This is a genomic window from Saliniradius amylolyticus, assembly GCF_003143555.1.
Classification (GTDB): domain Bacteria; phylum Pseudomonadota; class Gammaproteobacteria; order Enterobacterales; family Alteromonadaceae; genus Saliniradius; species Saliniradius amylolyticus.
This window is the reverse complement of record NZ_CP029347.1, coordinates 1,335,866-1,354,358: the sequence shown is the minus strand read 5'-3', so window position 1 is coordinate 1,354,358 and position 18,493 is coordinate 1,335,866. Positions and strand designations below refer to the sequence as shown.

The following is an 18,493-nucleotide window of genomic DNA, read 5'->3' as shown; positions in this document are numbered from 1 at the left end:
AGTGCAATGAAATTGGTGGATATTGCAGTTAAACGCCCGGTCACGGTTTGGATGTTTACCTTTGCAGTCGTGCTGTTCGGCATGGTGTCACTGTCGAAATTGTCGCTCAATTTACTGCCCGAACTGTCTTACCCCACGCTGACCATTCGAACGGATTACACCGGTGCGGCCCCAGCAGAAGTAGAACAGTTGGTGTCCAAGCCCATCGAAGAAAGCATTGGCGTGGTACAGGGTGTACGGCGGGTGACATCTCGCTCCAAAGCTGGTCAGTCCGACGTAATCCTGGAATTTAACTGGGGCACGGACATGGATATGGCCAGCCTGGATGTGCGAGAAAAACTCGATACGCTCAGGCTGCCCCTTGATGTAGAAAAGCCCCTGCTGCTCCGCTTTAACCCCAGCATGGACCCGATTCTTCGCTATGGCCTGTCACCTAAAGGCGATCAGGATCTGGATGAGGACACGACTAAGGGACTGCGTAATTACGCCGAAGAACAGATCAAGCGCAAACTGGAGTCCGTGGAAGGGGTAGCCTCGGTACAAGTGGGCGGAGGCCTGGAAAACGAAATCCAGATTCTGGTGGATCAACAAAAAGCCAGCCAGCTGAATATCGGCCTGGAACAAATTATCGATCGCATCAAGGCTGAGAATATCAACACCTCCGGCGGACGGGTAGAAGACGGCGCCAAGGAATATCTGGTGCGCACGCTCAACGAATTTACGCAGCTCGACCAAATCCGGGACCTCTTTATCGCCACCCGAGGGGGCCGGAATATTCGCCTGGGCGATCTGGCCATTATCAAAGACAGCCATAAAGAGCGCGATTCGGTAACTCGCTTCAACGGCCGCGAAGGGGTTGAAATCGCCATCTATAAGGAAGGCGACGCCAACACCGTGCAAGTCGCAGAGAATGTCGCCCAGCGCTTAAAACAGTTTGATACCAGCCTGCCAGAAGATTACCAGTTTACTCAGCTCTATGATCAAAGCCGCTTTATCAGCAATGCGATCAGCGAAGTCCAGTCAGCAGCTATTGTGGGTGGCTTGCTGGCCATGGTGGTGTTGTATCTGTTTTTAAACAACATCTGGCCTACTCTGATCATTTCACTGTCGATCCCGGTTTCGGTGATTGCCACTTTTAACCTTATGCTGGGTAACGGCATTAGCCTGAATATGATGAGTTTGGGCGGTATCGCCCTGGCTATAGGCCTGTTGGTGGATAACGCCATCGTGGTACTTGAAAACATTGACCGGCAGAAGAAGCACCAGCCCAACCCATTCAAGGCCGCTGCCATAGGCACCAAAGAGGTCAGTACCGCCATTACCGCGTCCACCCTGACTACCATTGCGGTATTTTTCCCACTGGTGTTTGTCGAAGGGATTGCCGGACAACTGTTTTCTGATCAGGCCCTCACTGTCACTTTTGCCCTTGCCGTATCACTGGTGGTTGCTCTGACCTTGATTCCGATGCTGGCGGCCAGGGAAAAATCCGAACAAGCCAAAGCCTATCAGCAACAAATTGATTTGGGCCCCAGCACGCCGTGGCAGCCCAGCAGCCGGTTAGGCAAACTTTGGTACTGGTTAACCCTGCCTCTGCGCTGGCTGGTTCGTGGGGTGTTTTACTACCTTCCCCTGGTGTTTAGCTCCGCTGGGCTTACGCTGTTCCGCGCTCTGAAATGGGTCGCCAGCAAACTGGTGTCACCACTTCTGTGGAGCTTTAACCGGCTGTATCAGGCCGTCGAAAGCGCTTATCTGAAATTACTGCCTGGAGCTTTAAAACAGCGCTTGCTGGTGTTGGGCAGTATTGTTGTGATCTCTGGCGCTTCACTGGCACTACTGCCTCGACTGGGCATGGAACTGCTGCCCTCTATGGCTCAGGGCGAATTCTATGTGGAAGTCACTCTGCCGACCGGCGCACCCATCGAGCAAACCGATAAGGTGCTCGCCAAACTTGCCGATTTTACTCAAGGCCTGGAGGGGGTCGAGCGTACCTATTCGCTGGCCGGTACCGGCAGCCTGATGAACGCGTCTCCTAGCCAGGGTGGCGACTACTGGGGCAAGCTGAATGTGGTGCTCAATGAAGGGACCGACGCGGCGACCATTGAGCAAGTTCAGGCTCAGATGCGCCAGTTCTTGCGCCAACAGGCCAGTGTGACAGCCCGTTTCGACCAGCCTGCGCTGTTTAGCTTTGCGACGCCACTGACCATTGAGCTGCGCGGCTACGACCTGAACCAACTCGCTCTCGCCCGGGATCGAGTGCTAGAAGCTATGCAGGATAACCGCCGCTTTACCGACATTGAATCCAGCCTGCAGTCCGGTCATCCAGAGCTCAGCATTCAGTTTAATCATGGCCGATTGGCTCAGCTGGGCCTGACCGCCCCTCAGGTATCACAGCTTATCGCCGCCAAGGTGGAAGGCGAAGTGGCCAGTCGTTATACCATTGATGACCGCAAGGTGGATATTCTAGTACGAACTCAGCAGCGTCAGCGTGACTCTATCGAGGATATCAGCGCAATGATCGTCAACCCCGGTCAGACTCCGGCTATTCCGCTTGAAGCTGTCGCCGATATTCGTATGGATACCGGTCCCAGCGAAATTACTCGCATCGGCCAGGAGCGGGTCGCGGTTATTTCTGCTAATCTTGCCTTTGGCGATCTTAGCGAGGCGGTTGCCGAAGCTCGTCGGTTACTGACTCAAGTCACGCTTCCTGCCACCATTAACGCCAATGTCGCAGGTCAGAGCGAGGAGATGGACGTCAGCTTCAAGTCTCTCCAGTTTGCCTTGCTGCTGGCAGTCTTTATGGTCTATTTGGTGATGGCCTCCCAGTTTGAATCGCTGCTGCACCCATTTTTGATCCTCTTTACTGTGCCCCTTGCCGGAGCAGGTTCCATTTATGGTTTGCTTATTACTGGTACCAGTATCAGTGTGGTCGTCTTCATAGGACTTATCATGCTGGCGGGCATTGTGGTGAATAACGCCATTGTTTTGGTGGATCGAATCAATCAGCTCAGAGACTCAGGCATGGATAAGCACAATGCCATCATGGACGCCGCTCATAGTCGATTAAGACCCATTCTGATGACCACTCTCACCACGACCCTGGGTTTACTCCCCATGGCCATCGGTTTGGGTGAAGGCGCAGAGGTGCGCACCCCCATGGCCGTGACGGTGATTTTCGGTCTGCTGTTTGCGACCGTGCTGACCCTGATACTGATTCCCGTGCTGTACAGCCTGTTCGACCGCAAGGTGTTCGCCGAGCAAGTAGAAGGAGCCCAGCATGAATCAGCTTGAATCTATGGGGGCGGGCCTGGCAAGCTTTGCCATTAAACGGCCGGTGACCATCGGCATGATCTTCTTGTCGATGCTGTTGCTTGGGCTGCTTGCCAGCCGATTGCTGCCGCTGGAGAAATTTCCCGGTATTGATATCCCTGAAATGGTAGTGGTGGTGCCCTATCAGAACGCCTCGCCGGCGGAAGTGGAAACCATGATCACCAAGCCCATCGAAGAAGCTCTCGCCACGATGTCGGGCATCCGGGAACTCAACTCCCGCTCCAATGAAAACGAATCAGTGGTGCATCTGCAGTTCGACTGGGGGGAAAATATTCGAGCGAAGAGCATAGAAGCGCGGGAAAAAGTCGACGCTATCCGCCACCTGCTACCCTCAGACGTACAGCGGGTAATGGTGTATCGGTTTAATACCAGTGATATGCCCATCTTCCAGCTGCGCGTTTCCAGCGAACGAGACCTGTCCAATGCTTATGATCTTCTGGAGCGCAACCTGAAAATGCCCATCGAACGGGTTCCGGGCGTATCCAAGGTAGAGTTATACGGGGTGTTAAAGAAGCAGATTTCCATCCGTCTGGACTCTGCCCGGGTTGCCGCATTGCATCTGGATCTGTCACAACTCACTGAGCGTCTTCAACAAGCCAACTTTTCCATGAGCGCCGGAGATTTTGTGGCTCTGGACCGCAAGATCCTGATCAGTCCCCAGGGTGAGTTTCGCAGCCTGGATGATATTCGTAATCTGGTCATCAAGCCCGGCGTGCGTTTGGACGATGTTGCGGATATCGGCTATGAAACTCCAGAACGGACCGAAGGGCGACACCTGGATCGCACTTATGCCGTGGGTCTTAACATTTTTCGTGAGTCCGGATCTAACCTGGTCAACGTTTCTACTGCCGTACTGAAGGTGGTCAATCAGGCTAACCAGAATCCGGCATTTAACGGCATCAACCTGTTTATCATGAATGACGAGGCCGACGCGGTTCAGTCCTCCCTGGGCGATCTGGTGGAAGCCGGCCTTATCGGCGCTGTACTATCCATACTCGTGTTGTACGCCTTCCTGCGGCAATTCAGTTCCACTTTAATGGTGGTTCTGTCAGTGCCCTTCTCACTGTGCATCACTCTCGGTGCCATGTACTTCTTTGGCTACAGTCTCAATATACTGTCTTTGATGGGCCTGATGCTGGCAGTGGGCATGTTGGTGGACAATGCGGTAGTCGTCACCGAAAGCATCGTTCAGGAGCGGGCTCATATCAAGGACCCCATCGCTGCCACCAAGGCCGGGGTCAGCAAGGTCAGTTTGGCCGTTATTGCCGGTACCATCACCACCATGATCGTGTTTCTGCCGAACATTGTCGGTGAAAAGGTCAACGTCACCGTGTTCTTAGAACATGTTGCCATTGCCATCTGTATATCATTATTAGCATCACTGCTTATCGCTCAGACCCTGATCCCGCTTTTGAGCACCAGAATAAAGCTGAAGGACACTCAGGCTACAAAACCTGAGGGCCCGATAAAGCGAGGGTACTTAAAGGCGTTGGCATGGACGCTTAAACACCAGGGAGCCACGGCCGCTATTGCCATATTGATTCTGTTCAGCACCGCTATTCCGATGGGTGTAGTGTCTAATGACGAAGCCAATGAAGGCCCGGATAAGCAGCTCTGGTTGGCCTACCACATTCAGGGTAATTACAGCCTGGATGAGGTGGAAAAAGAAGTGGATCGGATGGAAGCATACCTCTATGCCAATCAGGATCGCTTTCACATTAAGCAAGTGTACTCCTATTACAACCCCGGTCATGCGGTATCCGGCATTACCTTAAATGACGAGGTGCCTGTAAAGGCTGCCGATATCAAGGCGCTGATCATGGAAGACATGCCCAGCTTTGTACGCGCCAAGCCCAGTTTTCAGTGGAACACAGGCATGGGAGGTGGCGTTAAAATCACCCTACTGGGGCAATCTTCCGATGTACTGATGAAGATCGCCGATCGTGTGGTACCCGTGCTGGGAAGTATCAATGGTCTGACCGATGTGCGCGCCGACATCAACAGCGAGCAACAGGAACTGCGCATTAAGGTGGATCGTCAGAAGGCCTATCGTTACGGATTAAGCGCCGGACAAGTAGCCAATAGTGTCGCCACGGCTCTCAGAGGTAGCAATCTTCGCACCTTCCGTCATGGTGATACCGGTGAGGAAGACATCCGTCTGTTGTTTGACCGCCGGATTCAGCACTCGGTGGATAAACTGCGTCACTTGCCGCTGCTGCGTCAGGGGGATAAGACAGTGACTCTGGACATGGTGGCGGATCTCTCATTGGCCCCCAGAATGTCAGAAATCCGCCGCCACGAGCGTCAAACCGCCCTGACCATAGGCGCAAACCTCGGTGAAGAGATGACTCTGGGGCAGGCACAAACACAGATCCGAACCATGATGGACAATATCGCGCTGCCCACTGGCTATGCCTGGCAGTTCGGCGGCAGCTTTAACAATAACAACCGTAACCGAGCGGTGATGCAACTCAATATGCTGCTGGCCATCTGCATGATCTATGTGGTGATGGCGGCTTTGTTTGAGTCCTTGCTTCTGCCCACAGCGGTAATCACCTCGCTGCTGTTTTCTTTTACCGGGGTATTCTGGGCCTTTATGCTCACCGGAACCTCTATGTCCATTATGGCCATGATCGGCATGTTGATACTGATGGGCATTGTGGTGAACAACGGCATCGTCCTGGTGGACAGAATCAATCAGTTGGTGAACTCAGGCCTGAGTGTACCGCAGGCGATCATGGACGGTTGCTCGACTCGGGTACGACCTATTCTGATGACAGTAGCCACGACGGTGCTCGGCCTGGTGCCTCTGGCTTTGGGTAGTACCAAGATTGGTGGCGATGGGCCGCCCTACTCCCCTATGGCCATTGCCATTATTGGGGGCTTGATCTTCTCTACCCTGACCAGCTTATTTTTGGTGCCGCTTGCCTATCTACTGTTACTTAAGCTGCGACGCAAGACGGTCAACCTGTTTCAGGACAGCCGTCAACTGGTCGGTCGACTGGGTGTAAAATAATTTTTCTCCATGGGAGGCTCAGCGCCGTGTTGAGCCTTCCCAGAGACCAACTGTTAGTATATCTATACTCGTCTGATGAGTTTTTATACTCAAATAAGCAACATTGCTCTTGCCGCGTTATTTTCAACGTCATATTCTGGTTATGAAACAAAGCACATTTCAATGTGCAACAATAATAATTGGAGAACACGATGACACTCACAAATAAGCCTTTTCGCAGAACGCTACTGTCGGCAGCCATCGCGAGCCTGGCATGTGGCAGCGCTTTTGCTCAGCAAGAGGATAACAATGAACAACAGGATACTGAGTTCGAACAGATCCTTGTCACTGCAACGAAACGCACCGCGACGCTGCAAGAAGTTCCCTTTTCACTCAATGCCCAGACTCAGCGAGATATTGAGCGCGCCGGGGCCGGTAACCTCGAAGACCTGTCGCGCAATATTGCCGGGTTGGTGATCCAAAACCTGGGGCCAGGCCAGAGTCAGGTGGCCATTCGTGGTGTCTCTGCCGGTCAAATCGTCCGTGACCAACCTGGCGTCAAAGAACAGGTGGGTGTCTATCTGGATGAGAGCGTGATTTCCTTATCCCTGTTCACCCCAGATATTGACCTTTATGACCTGAATCGCGTCGAAACCCTGCGGGGACCTCAGGGCACGCTTTTCGGTTCCGGCTCAATTGGTGGCACCATCCGCTACATCACCAATCAACCTGCGTTAGGGATCACCGAAGGCAGCTTTGAGGCAAACCTAAATACCATGACCGATGGTGGTACCGGTGGACACTTAAAAGGCATGTATAACCTGCCCCTGACTGACGATATGGCGCTGCGCGGTGTGCTCTATTCCACTCAGTATGGCGGCTATATCGATGCGTATAAAGAAGGTGGTGGTTTCGAAGAAGACGTAAACAGCGGCAGCCGCACGGGTGGCCGCCTGGCCCTGAAATGGGAAGTCACGCCTGATCTGACTATCACTCCACGAGTGGTGTACCAGGAAATCGATATGGATGGCTTTAATCGCCAGGAAGTGTTCAACCTGTTTGCCAATCCCTACACCACCGAGCGAACTCCAATTCAACTGGGCGAGCGCGAGCAATACCTGCTGCTGGATGAAGGCTTTAAGGACGAGACCCTGATAGCCGATCTGACCGCCAAGTGGACCATGGACACAATGGATATGGACTTCATCTACAGCTACACCGATCGTGAGATCATGGTCAGTCGTGATGCTTCTGCTCTGACCGGCAGTGTCAGTGTTGATCTCGGATTCCCCGATGAGGCAGTAACATTACCCTCCAACCTCAGAGATGGAACCGAGGTAGAACAGGATACGATAGAACTGCGCTTTAGCTCTAATACGGTTGAGCCTCTTCAGTGGGTTGCAGGCGTGTTCTACGCTGATACCCAAAGGGAGTATAATCAACGGCTGCCGACCCCCGGATACGATGCCTACACAGACGCCATATTTGGCGAAGGGACATCTGAAGCCCTGGCCAATGGCTTTATGCTGAACTCGCCCTATAACTCCTACCTGCCTTACGACCTGGAACAGCTGGCCGTTTTTGGCGAGGTTAACTACGATGTCAATAAGGACCTGACCCTGACTCTCGGCAGCCGCTTCTATGATTATGAAGAGTCTCGCCGCTTTAAGACCGGTGGCCTGTTCTCGAACAGCGATGACCAGACCGACTCTACCGAGTCAGACGGCTTCACCTCTCGTGCTATCGCCAGCTACAAGCTGAACGACACCGTAAACCTGAACGCTCAGGTGTCACAAGGTTTCAGACTTGGTGGTGTTAACGATCCACTGAACAGCAGCCTGTGTAACGATGAGGACGAACAGGTATTTGGCAGTTTCCAAAGCTATGATGACGAGAAACTGGTCAACTATGAAGTCGGTTTTAAGGCTCAGGATCGCGGCTGGACAGCGAATATGGCGCTGTTCTATACCGATATTGAGGATCTTCAGGTTACTCTGGATGCGGGGTCATGCTCGTCTCGAATCTCCTTTAATGTGCCTGAGGCCCATACTAATGGACTGGAGTTTGAGCTGAGTCGTCAGGCCACAGATAATCTTTACGTCACTGCCGCCGGTAGCTGGGTGAAAGCAGAGTTTGACTCCACGGTGCTGGACAGCACAGGCTCAGTACTGGGCGGGGTTAAAGAAGGCAACCGTCTGGCATCAGTTCCCGAGCTGCAGTTTTCATTGGGCACAACTTACGACTTTGATTCCGGCCTGCTCGGTTCGGACAGTGCTTATATGAACGCGTCGTTCCAATACGTTGGTGACCGCATCACTCAGCCTGGCGACCAGGTAGAAGGAGCGGGTGTGTTTGTATCCGGTCTGCCTTTTGGGGGCGCAACGGGTAACGAAGTGACCGAGCTGGATTTGGAACTGGATGCCTACTCCACTTTGAACCTGAGCCTGGGATTAACTTATGACGATTATGATGTGGTGATCTACGCCAATAACGTCACCGATGAAAATGCCAACCTGTCTTTCGACCGTGAACGCGGCGGCCGGGCCAGACTGGCTTATCGGACTAATCAGCCCAGAACCTTTGGCGTTACCTTCAGAACCATGTTCTAAGACGCCATCCCTGGAAAGTAAAAAGGCCGCATAATGCGGCCTTTTTTAGATAACCTCAAGATAGATTAAATTACGGCGTAACACTCTGACGCCCTGAACGAATCAGTATCCCGAAGAGTAAATCTATCAAAATCAGACCCAATAGCCCGCTGAAAACACCCCAACCAATAGCAACTGGATTTAGCTGTATCTGATAACTGTAGCTTTGCTGCGCCTCGCTCAGGAGTTGTCTGTCAGGTTGGAGCATCATCAACCACGCATTCTGCAGACTGTTTTGTTGTGACAGACGCTGATTAAGATCGTTAAGATACGTCACGCGAGCCACCAAGGCCCGCAGGTTGCGGCCTCCCGCGACAATCGCTGGATCCGAGTTGCCAAGATAACGCACAATCAACGCATCCAACCGACCATCAGTAAAGCGCTCCGCGTCCTGCCGGTACGGCGCCAGATTCTGTCTGGCTTCAGACAAGTGTGCCGTTACCGTGTCCTGATACTGATCGATAAAGGCGGGCACCTGTACTCCTGAAAGGAGCAGCGCCACAAAGATCCCCAGTCTCAGGTAATTCAGCAAATGCAGCAGCACACTTTTCATCCTAGACCAGTCGCATCACCACCTGCACTAACCCCAACACGGCACCGGCAATAAAAACCACATAGGTCATCACCATGCCCCAGAAGCGAAAGGGTATTTTTGAGCGCAGCAATCCATGGGCATGCGAGAGTCGCCCTAATAGCAGTACGATACCGAGAAGGTGTATGATCCATGGTGCTAAGCCCGACTGTTCCAGTAAATAAATAAGCAACAGCGCAAAAGGGATGTTCTCAACCGCGTTGCCGTGGGCGCGGGCAGCGATCTCCAAAAGTTTATTCCCACCATCGCCGGTAGAGATCTGGTGCTTTCGACGATAGGTCACTACGTTGTAGGACAAAACCAAGAGCAAAATTGCCAGCACACTGGCATAGAGTAAAGTAATCACGCTAAATCTCCTTAGAGTCCACGCAAAATCAAATGCTTAGACTCCAGCATAGCGCGTTTTTTGTGCTGTTTTAAACTATTCCAGTTTATGGGTCGACTGATTTACTGGTACCGGTGATCGAATCCGGTGCCCTAGCCTGAGTCGCCAGGGACAGGCGCTTGCCGCTGATAGTCTATCAGCGGCTTTTTTATGCCAAAATCACCACATTAAGTCGTCGGGTATTTCATACTCGGCATACCAGTCATCTTCTTCAGTGCCAGTATTTTCCTGCACCTTATCGGCCCGATGCAGCACATAGCTGTCATCCCGTTCAGCAATCTTATCGGCCACAGGCATGGGCACTATCTGGTAAGTTCCTTCCAGCGTCACGATAGCTAGCTTACCATTGGTCAGGCGCTTGTGAGTGAGTTCGTTCACATGCAGCTGCTTCACCTTACTGTCATCCGTGAAGTTAAAGGCAATATCGCCATTATCTTTTGGCTGAGCATTGGACTGGATGAGTTGTTTGATCTGCGCCGTAACCTCACGCTTTTGCGCCTCGGCTTTATTCTTAGCATTTAACTCACGGTCACGAGCCTTTTTTTCCTCGAGAGCTTTCTGTGCGGCAAGTTTGGACTCATCCACTTCCACAACTTTTTGCTTACGTTGAGCTTTATGCTTTTTTCGTTGTTCTTGTTTGACTCTCTGGGCCTGCTTCTTATCAGTCAGCCCTGCTTGTAATAATTGGTCTTGTAATGAAGACATGGCTTCTCTCTTACTGCCAAATTGACACCCGTTGAATCATTTTATCAATACCGGCCGACAATGTCCTTGGGTTTCCCTGCAGTCAGGCTTCTGAGAAGACGCCTGACTGCATGGTCAAAGTGCTTTTTCTGCCAGTTGTTGCTTTTCCGCTTCACTCAAGAAGGCTGCCTTAACCCCTCCTAACTGAATTTGTTCCAGCTGCCGTTGACTGATGCCAATCACCTCATGGGCGACTCGGTACTCATTTTCCAAGTCGATATTGGAAACGGCAGGGTCGTCGGTAGCGAGAGTGACGTTAATGCCATGCTCCAGAAACGTGGGCATGGGGTGCTTTTTAATGTCGTCGATAGTGGCAGTTTGGTAATTAGAGGTAGGGCAAGATTCCACGGATATCTCATGCCTTGCCATATAATCCATCAATTTAGGATCCTGAGTCGCTGCCACCCCGTGACCGATTCGGTTAGCGCCCAGCTTTTCGATGGCATTCCACACACTTTGAGGTCCATCGGCCTCACCAGCATGAATGGTAATAAACCAGCCTGCGTCACGAGCCTGTTTAAAATGCTCCAGAAATAATTCAGCCGGATAGCCCAACTCGTCACCAGCGAGATCCAAAGCTTTTATCTTATCCTGGTGGGTCAATAATGCCTGTAACTCTTGCATGCAAATATCGGCACCAAAAGTACGACTTAAAATGCCGATAAGGTTGGCCTTAACACCGAATTCGCGACTGCCCGCACGCACGCCATCAACCACTGCGGCGACTACATCGGCCATGGGTAAGTCATGCGTATGAGCCATATAGTAAGGCGAGAACCTCAGTTCGACATAGTCCAGTTTGGCTTCGGCGGCATCGCGCATGTTCTCATGGGCCACCCGATGACAGGCATCCACATCCGCCAGCACCGACACGCCATAATCGAGCTTTTGTAAGAAATCCATCAGGTCACTGGTCTGCCCCTGTACCTGCGCTAAGGGAATCAGAGCTTCCAGGGAGTCTGCGGGTAACTCCAGATGGTGCTCTTGCGCTAGTGCCCAGATGGTTTTCGGGTGAATATTGCCGTCCAGGTGGCGGTGTAAATCCACCACCGGTAATGCATAGTTGATCATTCAGGCTCCGTAATATACTGCTGGAATACGGCCCTACTGTACTCTTTTCAAAAGGCGGGGAAAATAGTTATCTTAAGCTGAGTTAGCTCCAGTTGAATCTGCTCCCTGGGGCGACTCAAGCTGCAACTTTTCCGCCAGCAGTACCGCCTGAATGCGACTGTATACATCAAGCTTTCGGAAAATCGCCGTCATATGAGCCTTCACTGTGGCTTCCGTAATTCCTAGTTCATAGGCGATTTGTTTATTTAACAGGCCGGTGTGCAGCAGATACAACACCTTATATTGCTGAGGCGTTAAAGTGGCGACCTTCGCGGCCAAATCCCGTTCTTCCTGTGACAGGCTGGCGAGCTTGCCGCGTACTGTCTCAGGCACCCACTTATCTCCTTCTATCACGGCACTAACCGCCTCTTTGATGGCGTCTGTAGAGGCGGATTTTGGAATAAAGCCCAGCGCACCAAAGCCCATCACTTTAGAGATAATCTCTGGACTGTCGCTGCCGGAAATGACCGCGACAGGTACTGTCGGGTAATCCTCGCGCAAGCGAATCAGACCATAGAGATCGCCAGAGCCAGGCATATGCAGATCGAGCAGTACCAGATCCAGCTCTGGATACTGCTCGAGCTGTTTGAGCGTGGTGTCCAGGGAGTCAGACTGGACAATTTCCAGATCATCAAACATCTGTGACAGGGCACCCCCTAAGGCTTCCCGAAATAACGGATGATCATCGGCGATCAGAAATTGCGCCATAACTCCCCCAACAGGCTCTACTTACCTAACGATTCAGGCGATTCTCAATCAGCGAGTCTACCACAGCAGGGTCAGCGAGGGTCGACGTATCCCCGAGTGCCTCGTGCTCATTAGTGGCAATTTTGCGTAAGATTCGTCTCATTATCTTGCCAGAGCGGGTCTTTGGCAGGCCGGTCGTCCACTGAATAAAATCCGGCGTGGCAATGGGGCTTAGATCATCACGTACCCACTGGCGCACTTCCTTGGTTAATTCTTCAGTAACTTCGGTGCCATCGGTAGGCATCAGATATACATAGATCCCCTGGCCCTTAATATCGTGCGGATACCCCACTACCGCCGCTTCGGCGATGGCCGAATGAGCCACCAGCGAGCTTTCGATTTCGGCGGTGCCCAGGCGGTGACCGGATACATTAAGTACATCGTCCACCCGACCGGTAATCCAGTAATAACCGTCTTCGTCGCGGCGTGCGCCATCACCGGTAAAGTAAAGGTCATCGTAAGCGCTGAAGTAGGTCTGCATAAAGCGCTCATGATCGCCCCATACAGTCCGTGATTGACCTGGCCAGGAGTCGGTGATCACCAGATTCCCCTCGGTCGCACCTTCAAGGAACTGTCCCTCGGAGTCTACCAGTGCCGGTTTCACACCGAAGAAAGGCCGTGTCGCTGAGCCTGGTTTAAGGTCGGTGGCCCCAGGCAACGGCGTAATCATAATGCCGCCGGTCTCGGTCTGCCACCAGGTATCCACGATGGGGCACTGACCGTTACCGATCTTATTGTGGTACCACTCCCAGGCTTCGGGGTTAATGGGCTCACCCACACTGCCTAATATTTTCAATGAGCTGCGATTCGTGCCCTCGGAAGGAAAATCGCCTTTGGCCATAAGAGCCCGAATGGCCGTTGGCGCGGTATACAGAATATTCACCTGATGCTTATCGACAATCTGAGCCATACGGCGAACATCCGGATAAGTGGGCACCCCTTCAAACATCAACGTTTGTGCGCCATTGGCCAGCGGGCCGTAGACAATATAAGTATGGCCGGTGATCCAGCCGACATCGGCGGCGCACCAGTACACATCCCCGGGTTGATAATCGAATACATATTGATGAGTGAGCGACGCGTACACCAGATAACCGCCTGTGGTGTGCACCACTCCTTTGGGCTTACCGGTTGAGCCGGAGGTATACAGCACAAACAGCGGGTCTTCCGCATTCATGGGTTCAGGCTCACAATAGCTGTCGATATCAGCCACTAATTCATGCCACCAGATATCACGTCCTTGCTGCATCACGGTATCACTGTCCACATTGTTCAATGTGATGACTTTTTCGATACAGCGGGTATCCTCACGTTCCAATGCTTTATCGACATTAGACTTCAGTTCCATCTGTTTACCGCCGCGACGGTTGAAGTTGGCTGTGATCACCAGCTTGGCCTGACAATCGTCGATGCGATCGGCAATGGCATTGGGCGAGAAGCCACCAAATATCACCGAGTGAACGGCTCCGATACGGGCACAGGCCAGCATCGCGTAGGCTGCTTCAGGCACCATAGGCATATAGATGATGACCCGATCACCTTTGCCTACTCCCAGCTTTTTCATGCCATTAGCCAACTTGCAGACTTCGTCTTGCAGTTGCTGGTAGCTTATTTTCTTGTCTTCCTCGGGCGAATCTCCCTCCCAAATGATGGCGGTTGCATCGGGATTCGCTTTGGCATGGCGGTCAATACAGTTGTAAGCCACATTAAGCTCGCCATCTTCAAACCATTTGATGCTTACATCGTCACGGGTGAAGCGGGTATTTTTTACCTGAGTAAAAGGAGTGCTCCAGTCCAGACGCTTCCCCTGCTCAGCCCAAAATCCCTCAGGGTCATCGACAGACCATTGATACAGGCGCTGGTACTCGGCGTCATCGGCGTGTGTCGGACGTTTGGGATAAGAAGACACAGGATGCGTTTGATGGGACATAGTCACTCTCCAGAATGTTCTGTTTGTAAAATTTTTGTTTATGGTAGGCCGTTACTTGACTGACAGTATTAGACCATAGTCTAACAACTTGTAAATAAAGGGTAGAACACAGTCCAGCCCCTATTAATACTCGCTTAACAAAAACCGAACTGTCTTCGACTTAGGTCTATACGACCAAGGTCAGATTGAGGTCTCCCCATTCGTACACAACAGTGACATTGTCATAGTTTGCGAGGACATAACCGTGAAAACAATAACCACACTGACCGCATTGTTGGCTGCGTGTACTCTACCCGTTGGGGCCGATGCATTAAACAATACAGAATTCAGCTACGGTGGATACATAAAACTCGATGCCATCGCCAGCCAGTATTCCGATGGCGATCTTTCCTCAGGCAATATAGGTCGCGATTTTTATATTCCGGCACTGGTTCCCGTTGAAGGTGTAGAGGAAAGTACCGCTTTTGATATGCACGCCCGTCAGAGCCGCTTTAAGCTTGGGACCAAAACCTCACTGGATAACGGCAAAGCTATCACTACCCGTATCGAAATGGACTTTATGGCCACCCCAAATGGTGACGAGCGCATCTCCAATTCCTACAGCCCCAGAATCAGGATCGCCAGCCTGCAATACGATAACTGGTTGTTTGGCCAGAGCTGGAGTACCTTTCAGGACGTGGCCGTGCTACCGGAAACTCTGGACTTTATTGGTGCCACCGATGGTACTATCTTTGTGCGCCAAGCCATGATTCGCTATACCAATGGCGGCTTTGCTATTGCCATCGAAAATCCAGAAACGACCATCACCCCTTTTGGCGGCGGTGGACGAATTATCGCCGATGATAACGCCGTACCGGACTTCGTCGCCCGTTATACCTACAAAGGAGGCTGGGGGCACATCAGCCTGGCAGGCTTATTACGTCAGCTGTCCTATGAAGATACGGCAAGCAATATTGATGACAGTATTACCGCCGTAGGCCTGAGTCTTTCAGCTAAGATCAACATCGGCCGTGACGACCTCAAGCTAATGATTAACTCCGGCTCTGGCCTCGGACGCTACCTGGGACTGAATACCGCCAACGGCGCCGTTTTAGATGCCAATGGTGAGCTTGAAGCCATAGATGCTACCGGCGGTCTGGTGGCTTATCGTCACTGGTGGAGCGAACAGTGGCGCTCCAGCTTAAGCTATTCGTTCTTTAACGCCGACAACGATACCGCCCTGACCGGCGCAAACGCGACGAAGATGACCAACAGTTTGCGCATAAATGCTTTGTATTCTCCCACCCCCGCTCTCACCTTTGGTGTTGAGTACGCCAAAGCAACCCGGGAGTTGGAGTCCGGAACCGACGGTGACATGGACAGATTACAGTTTTCCGCCAAGTACAGTTTTTAAGAGGCTGCCTGCACTTTTACCGACCTTGCTGGCTCTACGTCAGGAGCCAGCCTTTTTCTTTCAACGCTAATTCCGCTAAAATCCCGCCATCTTCCGGCAATACAAGCAGATTATGGCAACCCCACAAGACACCATCTATTCCAGCCCTATGGCTCAGGTTAGCGACTTTCGCTTTGATGAGAGCGTGGCTGAAGTCTTTCCGGACATGATTCAACGCTCGGTACCGGGCTACAACACCATTGTGGATGCCATCGGCCAACTTGCCGGACACTACGCCCAGCCAGATACTCGCTTGTACGACTTAGGCTGCTCGCTGGGCGCGGCCAGTTTGTCTATGAGCCGCTATGTACAGTCGAATAATACCGACATCGTGGCGGTGGACAACTCCGAAGCCATGGTGGAAAAATGTCAACGTCATATTCAGGCTTACAAGTCCGAGACGCCCATTTCTGTCGTCTGTGACGACCTTCAAAATATCAACATAAAAAATGCCTCGGTGGTCGTTATGAACTTTACCTTACAGTTCATCCCACCCGAGCAGCGCCAGAGTTTGCTTGCCAGGATCTACGCGGGCATGGTGGAGGGCGGTATTCTGATACTGTCGGAGAAACTCAGTCATTCCACAACCCAAGGCAATGAACTACTGGTCGAACTGCACCACGAATTTAAGCGTCGCAATGGTTACAGTGAATTAGAGATCAGCCAGAAGCGCACCGCTCTGGAAAACGTGATGCGCATCGACAGCTTTGATGCCCACCATGAAAGGCTCACTCAAGCGGGCTTTAAGGACGTTGTATTGTGGTTCAAATGCTTTAATTTTGCCTCAATGGTGGCCATCAAATGAATAACACTCTCCCTGCCTTTAGCGAATTCTACACGCGTATTGCATCAACGGAGCTTGGCCACTGGCTGACCACCCTGCCCGCTCAGCTTGCCCAATGGCAGCAGACCAATAAGCAAGAGTTACAAAAAGGCCTGAAACTTATCGGCAAGCTGCCGGATCTGGACGCCGACGAGGTGGACTTACAAACTCAGGTAAAAATCGGCTCCGGTCAAAAGGTAGAAGAGTATACCCAAAAGCAAATCACCGGCCTGCTGCAACGCTTTAAGCCTTGGCGTAAAGGCCCCTTCCATATTCACGGTATTCATCTGGATACGGAGTGGCGTTCAGACTGGAAGTGGGACCGAGTCTTGCCTCACATCCGTCCTCTAGCGAATAAGACAGTGCTGGATATTGGCTGTGGTAGCGGATATCACCTGTGGCGGATGCTTGGAGAAGGCGCCCGAGAGGTCATTGGTGTTGACCCTTACCTGCCGTTTTTCCTGCAATTCCAGGCCATTAAACACTTTTATCCAGCCGGTAATATTAACCTGTTGCCCCTTGGCATCGAACATCTGCCGGAATTAAAAGCGTTGGATACGGTGTTCTCCATGGGCGTATTCTATCACCGACGCAGCCCCGTCGACTTTCTATACCAGCTAAAAGGCTTACTTAAAAAAGATGGTGAATTGGTGCTGGAAACCCTGGTTATCGAGGGCGATGAGCACAGTGTACTGGTCCCTGGTGAGCGCTATGCGCAGATGCGAAATGTCTGGTTTATTCCCAGCACAGCCGCGTTAACTCAGTGGTTAACCCGGGTTGGCTTTAGCGATATTAAAGTGGTGGATATCAATCAAACGACCGTAGATGAGCAGCGCAGCACTAGCTGGATGACCAGTCATTCATTAGCCAACTTTTTAGACCCAGCCGATCAGAACAAGACCATCGAAGGCTATCCAGCTCCAATTCGGGCCGTGTTAGTCGCTAAGGCCGGTTGAGTTTCGGTGAAGACTGAATTAAATCCAGCCACTGCTGATACTGATCATTGCTAAAGCCATATCGTTCAAATAGAGCTTTAACTTGTGGTGAGTCCCCCATACTAAGCAGTGCCTGGTTGAGCCGCTTTACCACGTTAATCATAGGCCGGTTATCGTTGGCGGTGACAAAATGTACCGTCGTATGAATCAAGGATTCGGTCACTCGTTTAGGGCACAAATCGACCTCGTGACTCTGACAATAGACTCGCACAAACGCGTCGGATAACAGCGCATAGTCAATGCGCTGGCCGTTTAAGGCGGCGAAAAGGTCAAACGCCGAACGTGCCGGGTAAATTTGGTTAAACCCTTTTTTCTGAGCATAACGATGTTGTATTGAGCCGTTCGAGACACCCACAATACTGTCCTTGTAATCAATAGGGCCGGCGTTAACATGAGCTGGCACATAGAGGGCAGAAGATTCGGTTGCCATGGGCAAGCTGAAATAAGCCCACTTTGCCCGCTCTTCGGAGTACAGTGCCCCAAAAGCCAGATCCGACTTATGCGCCTTGACTCGCCGCTGAGCCCCCAACCAAACCGTACTTCTTTTATCAAACTGAATTTCTGCCTTTCGTGCTGCTTGTTCGAGCAGTGTCCATGACAGTCCATAAGCAGGCGACAGACGTGTGAATTCCTCATGATTATCAAATACTGTAATGGATACCTTGGCTGCAGCCAATCCAGCTTCACAGTGAAACCATAATGCTATGAGTAGTAGCCAACGAGACATTCGTCTTCCTTATCCCCCAGTTATCCATCAGATTAGCT

At 51.8% G+C, this 18,493-nt stretch carries 13 protein-coding genes; 6 read left to right on the top strand and 7 right to left on the bottom strand.

Translation table 11 applies throughout. From position 1 onward, the window contains the following. The first annotated feature begins 6 nt into the window (after window positions 1-6). From HMF8227_RS06330 to HMF8227_RS06320, 3 genes are all read left to right on the top strand, one after another. Window positions 7-3,288, top strand: coding sequence for an efflux RND transporter permease subunit (locus HMF8227_RS06330; protein ID WP_109339369.1), 3,282 nt, complete (start codon window positions 7-9; stop codon window positions 3,286-3,288). After that, window positions 3,275-6,343 carry an efflux RND transporter permease subunit gene (locus tag HMF8227_RS06325; RefSeq protein ID WP_109339368.1) on the top strand — a complete coding sequence of 1,023 codons (3,069 nt, stop codon included), beginning with the start codon at window positions 3,275-3,277 and terminating at the stop codon, window positions 6,341-6,343. The genes HMF8227_RS06330 and HMF8227_RS06325 overlap by 14 nt, the downstream gene beginning before the upstream one ends. 191 nt (window positions 6,344-6,534) lie before the next feature. Then, window positions 6,535-8,931, top strand: a complete 2,397-nt coding sequence (locus HMF8227_RS06320) for a TonB-dependent receptor (RefSeq protein ID WP_109339367.1) — start codon at window positions 6,535-6,537, stop codon at window positions 8,929-8,931. Window positions 8,932-9,001: 70 nt separating this feature from the next. Here the strand turns inward: HMF8227_RS06320 and HMF8227_RS06315 are convergent, their stop codons facing one another. The 6 genes from HMF8227_RS06315 to acs all read right to left on the bottom strand — a co-directional run bounded on the left by HMF8227_RS06315 (window position 9,002) and on the right by acs (window position 14,478). Further along, a complete protein-coding gene (locus HMF8227_RS06315; RefSeq protein WP_109339366.1) occupies window positions 9,002-9,523 on the bottom strand; it encodes a DUF2937 family protein in 522 nt (173 codons plus the stop codon). Between the two features lies 1 nt (window position 9,524). Next, window positions 9,525-9,908 carry an MAPEG family protein gene (locus HMF8227_RS06310; RefSeq protein ID WP_109339365.1) on the bottom strand — a complete coding sequence of 128 codons (384 nt, stop codon included), beginning with the start codon at window positions 9,906-9,908 and terminating at the stop codon, window positions 9,525-9,527. A gap of 198 nt (window positions 9,909-10,106) precedes the next feature. Then, a complete protein-coding gene (locus tag HMF8227_RS06305; protein ID WP_109339364.1) occupies window positions 10,107-10,652 on the bottom strand; it encodes a DUF2058 domain-containing protein in 546 nt (181 codons plus the stop codon). Between the two features lie 114 nt (window positions 10,653-10,766). Then, a complete protein-coding gene (add, locus tag HMF8227_RS06300) occupies window positions 10,767-11,762 on the bottom strand; it encodes an adenosine deaminase (RefSeq protein WP_109339363.1) in 996 nt (331 codons plus the stop codon). A gap of 72 nt (window positions 11,763-11,834) precedes the next feature. Continuing rightward, window positions 11,835-12,509, bottom strand: a complete 675-nt coding sequence (locus HMF8227_RS06295; RefSeq protein ID WP_109339362.1) for a LuxR C-terminal-related transcriptional regulator — start codon at window positions 12,507-12,509, stop codon at window positions 11,835-11,837. Between the two features lie 25 nt (window positions 12,510-12,534). Beyond that, on the bottom strand, window positions 12,535-14,478 hold the full coding sequence (gene acs / locus HMF8227_RS06290; RefSeq protein WP_109339361.1) for an acetate--CoA ligase: 1,944 nt from the start codon (window positions 14,476-14,478) through the stop codon (window positions 12,535-12,537). A gap of 244 nt (window positions 14,479-14,722) precedes the next feature. On the opposite strand from acs, the gene HMF8227_RS06285 reads away from it, so the two are divergent. From HMF8227_RS06285 to cmoB, 3 genes are all read left to right on the top strand, one after another. Further along, complete coding sequence (locus HMF8227_RS06285) at window positions 14,723-15,871, top strand: DcaP family trimeric outer membrane transporter (RefSeq protein WP_420820522.1); 1,149 nt, start codon at window positions 14,723-14,725, stop codon at window positions 15,869-15,871. 112 nt (window positions 15,872-15,983) lie between these two features. After that, window positions 15,984-16,715, top strand: a complete 732-nt coding sequence (gene cmoA / locus HMF8227_RS06280) for a carboxy-S-adenosyl-L-methionine synthase CmoA (RefSeq protein WP_109339360.1) — start codon at window positions 15,984-15,986, stop codon at window positions 16,713-16,715. After that, window positions 16,712-17,689, top strand: a complete 978-nt coding sequence (gene cmoB / locus HMF8227_RS06275) for a tRNA 5-methoxyuridine(34)/uridine 5-oxyacetic acid(34) synthase CmoB (protein WP_109339359.1) — start codon at window positions 16,712-16,714, stop codon at window positions 17,687-17,689. Before cmoA ends, cmoB begins: the two co-directional genes overlap by 4 nt. On the opposite strand, the gene HMF8227_RS06270 is transcribed toward cmoB, so the two are convergent. After that, window positions 17,676-18,455, bottom strand: coding sequence for a substrate-binding periplasmic protein (locus HMF8227_RS06270; protein WP_109339358.1), 780 nt, complete (start codon window positions 18,453-18,455; stop codon window positions 17,676-17,678). The two genes, cmoB and HMF8227_RS06270, sit on opposite strands and share 14 nt — an antisense overlap. Window positions 18,456-18,493 lie beyond the last annotated feature (38 nt).

Excerpts from the sequence above, each read along its gene's own strand:
- cmoA (WP_109339360.1), top strand. The coding sequence starts at position 15,984 with ATGGCAACCCCACAAGACACCATCTATTCCAGCCCTATGGCTCAGGTT.
- HMF8227_RS06295 (WP_109339362.1), bottom strand. The coding sequence starts at position 12,509 with ATGGCGCAATTTCTGATCGCCGATGATCATCCGTTATTTCGGGAAGCC.
- HMF8227_RS06325 (WP_109339368.1), top strand. The coding sequence starts at position 3,275 with ATGAATCAGCTTGAATCTATGGGGGCGGGCCTGGCAAGCTTTGCCATT.
- acs (WP_109339361.1), bottom strand. The coding sequence starts at position 14,478 with ATGTCCCATCAAACGCATCCTGTGTCTTCTTATCCCAAACGTCCGACA.
- HMF8227_RS06305 (WP_109339364.1), bottom strand. The coding sequence starts at position 10,652 with ATGTCTTCATTACAAGACCAATTATTACAAGCAGGGCTGACTGATAAG.
- HMF8227_RS06330 (WP_109339369.1), top strand. The coding sequence starts at position 7 with ATGAAATTGGTGGATATTGCAGTTAAACGCCCGGTCACGGTTTGGATG.
- add (WP_109339363.1), bottom strand. The coding sequence starts at position 11,762 with ATGATCAACTATGCATTACCGGTGGTGGATTTACACCGCCACCTGGAC.
- HMF8227_RS06320 (WP_109339367.1), top strand. The coding sequence starts at position 6,535 with ATGACACTCACAAATAAGCCTTTTCGCAGAACGCTACTGTCGGCAGCC.
- cmoB (WP_109339359.1), top strand. The coding sequence starts at position 16,712 with ATGAATAACACTCTCCCTGCCTTTAGCGAATTCTACACGCGTATTGCA.
- HMF8227_RS06270 (WP_109339358.1), bottom strand. The coding sequence starts at position 18,455 with ATGTCTCGTTGGCTACTACTCATAGCATTATGGTTTCACTGTGAAGCT.
- HMF8227_RS06315 (WP_109339366.1), bottom strand. The coding sequence starts at position 9,523 with ATGAAAAGTGTGCTGCTGCATTTGCTGAATTACCTGAGACTGGGGATC.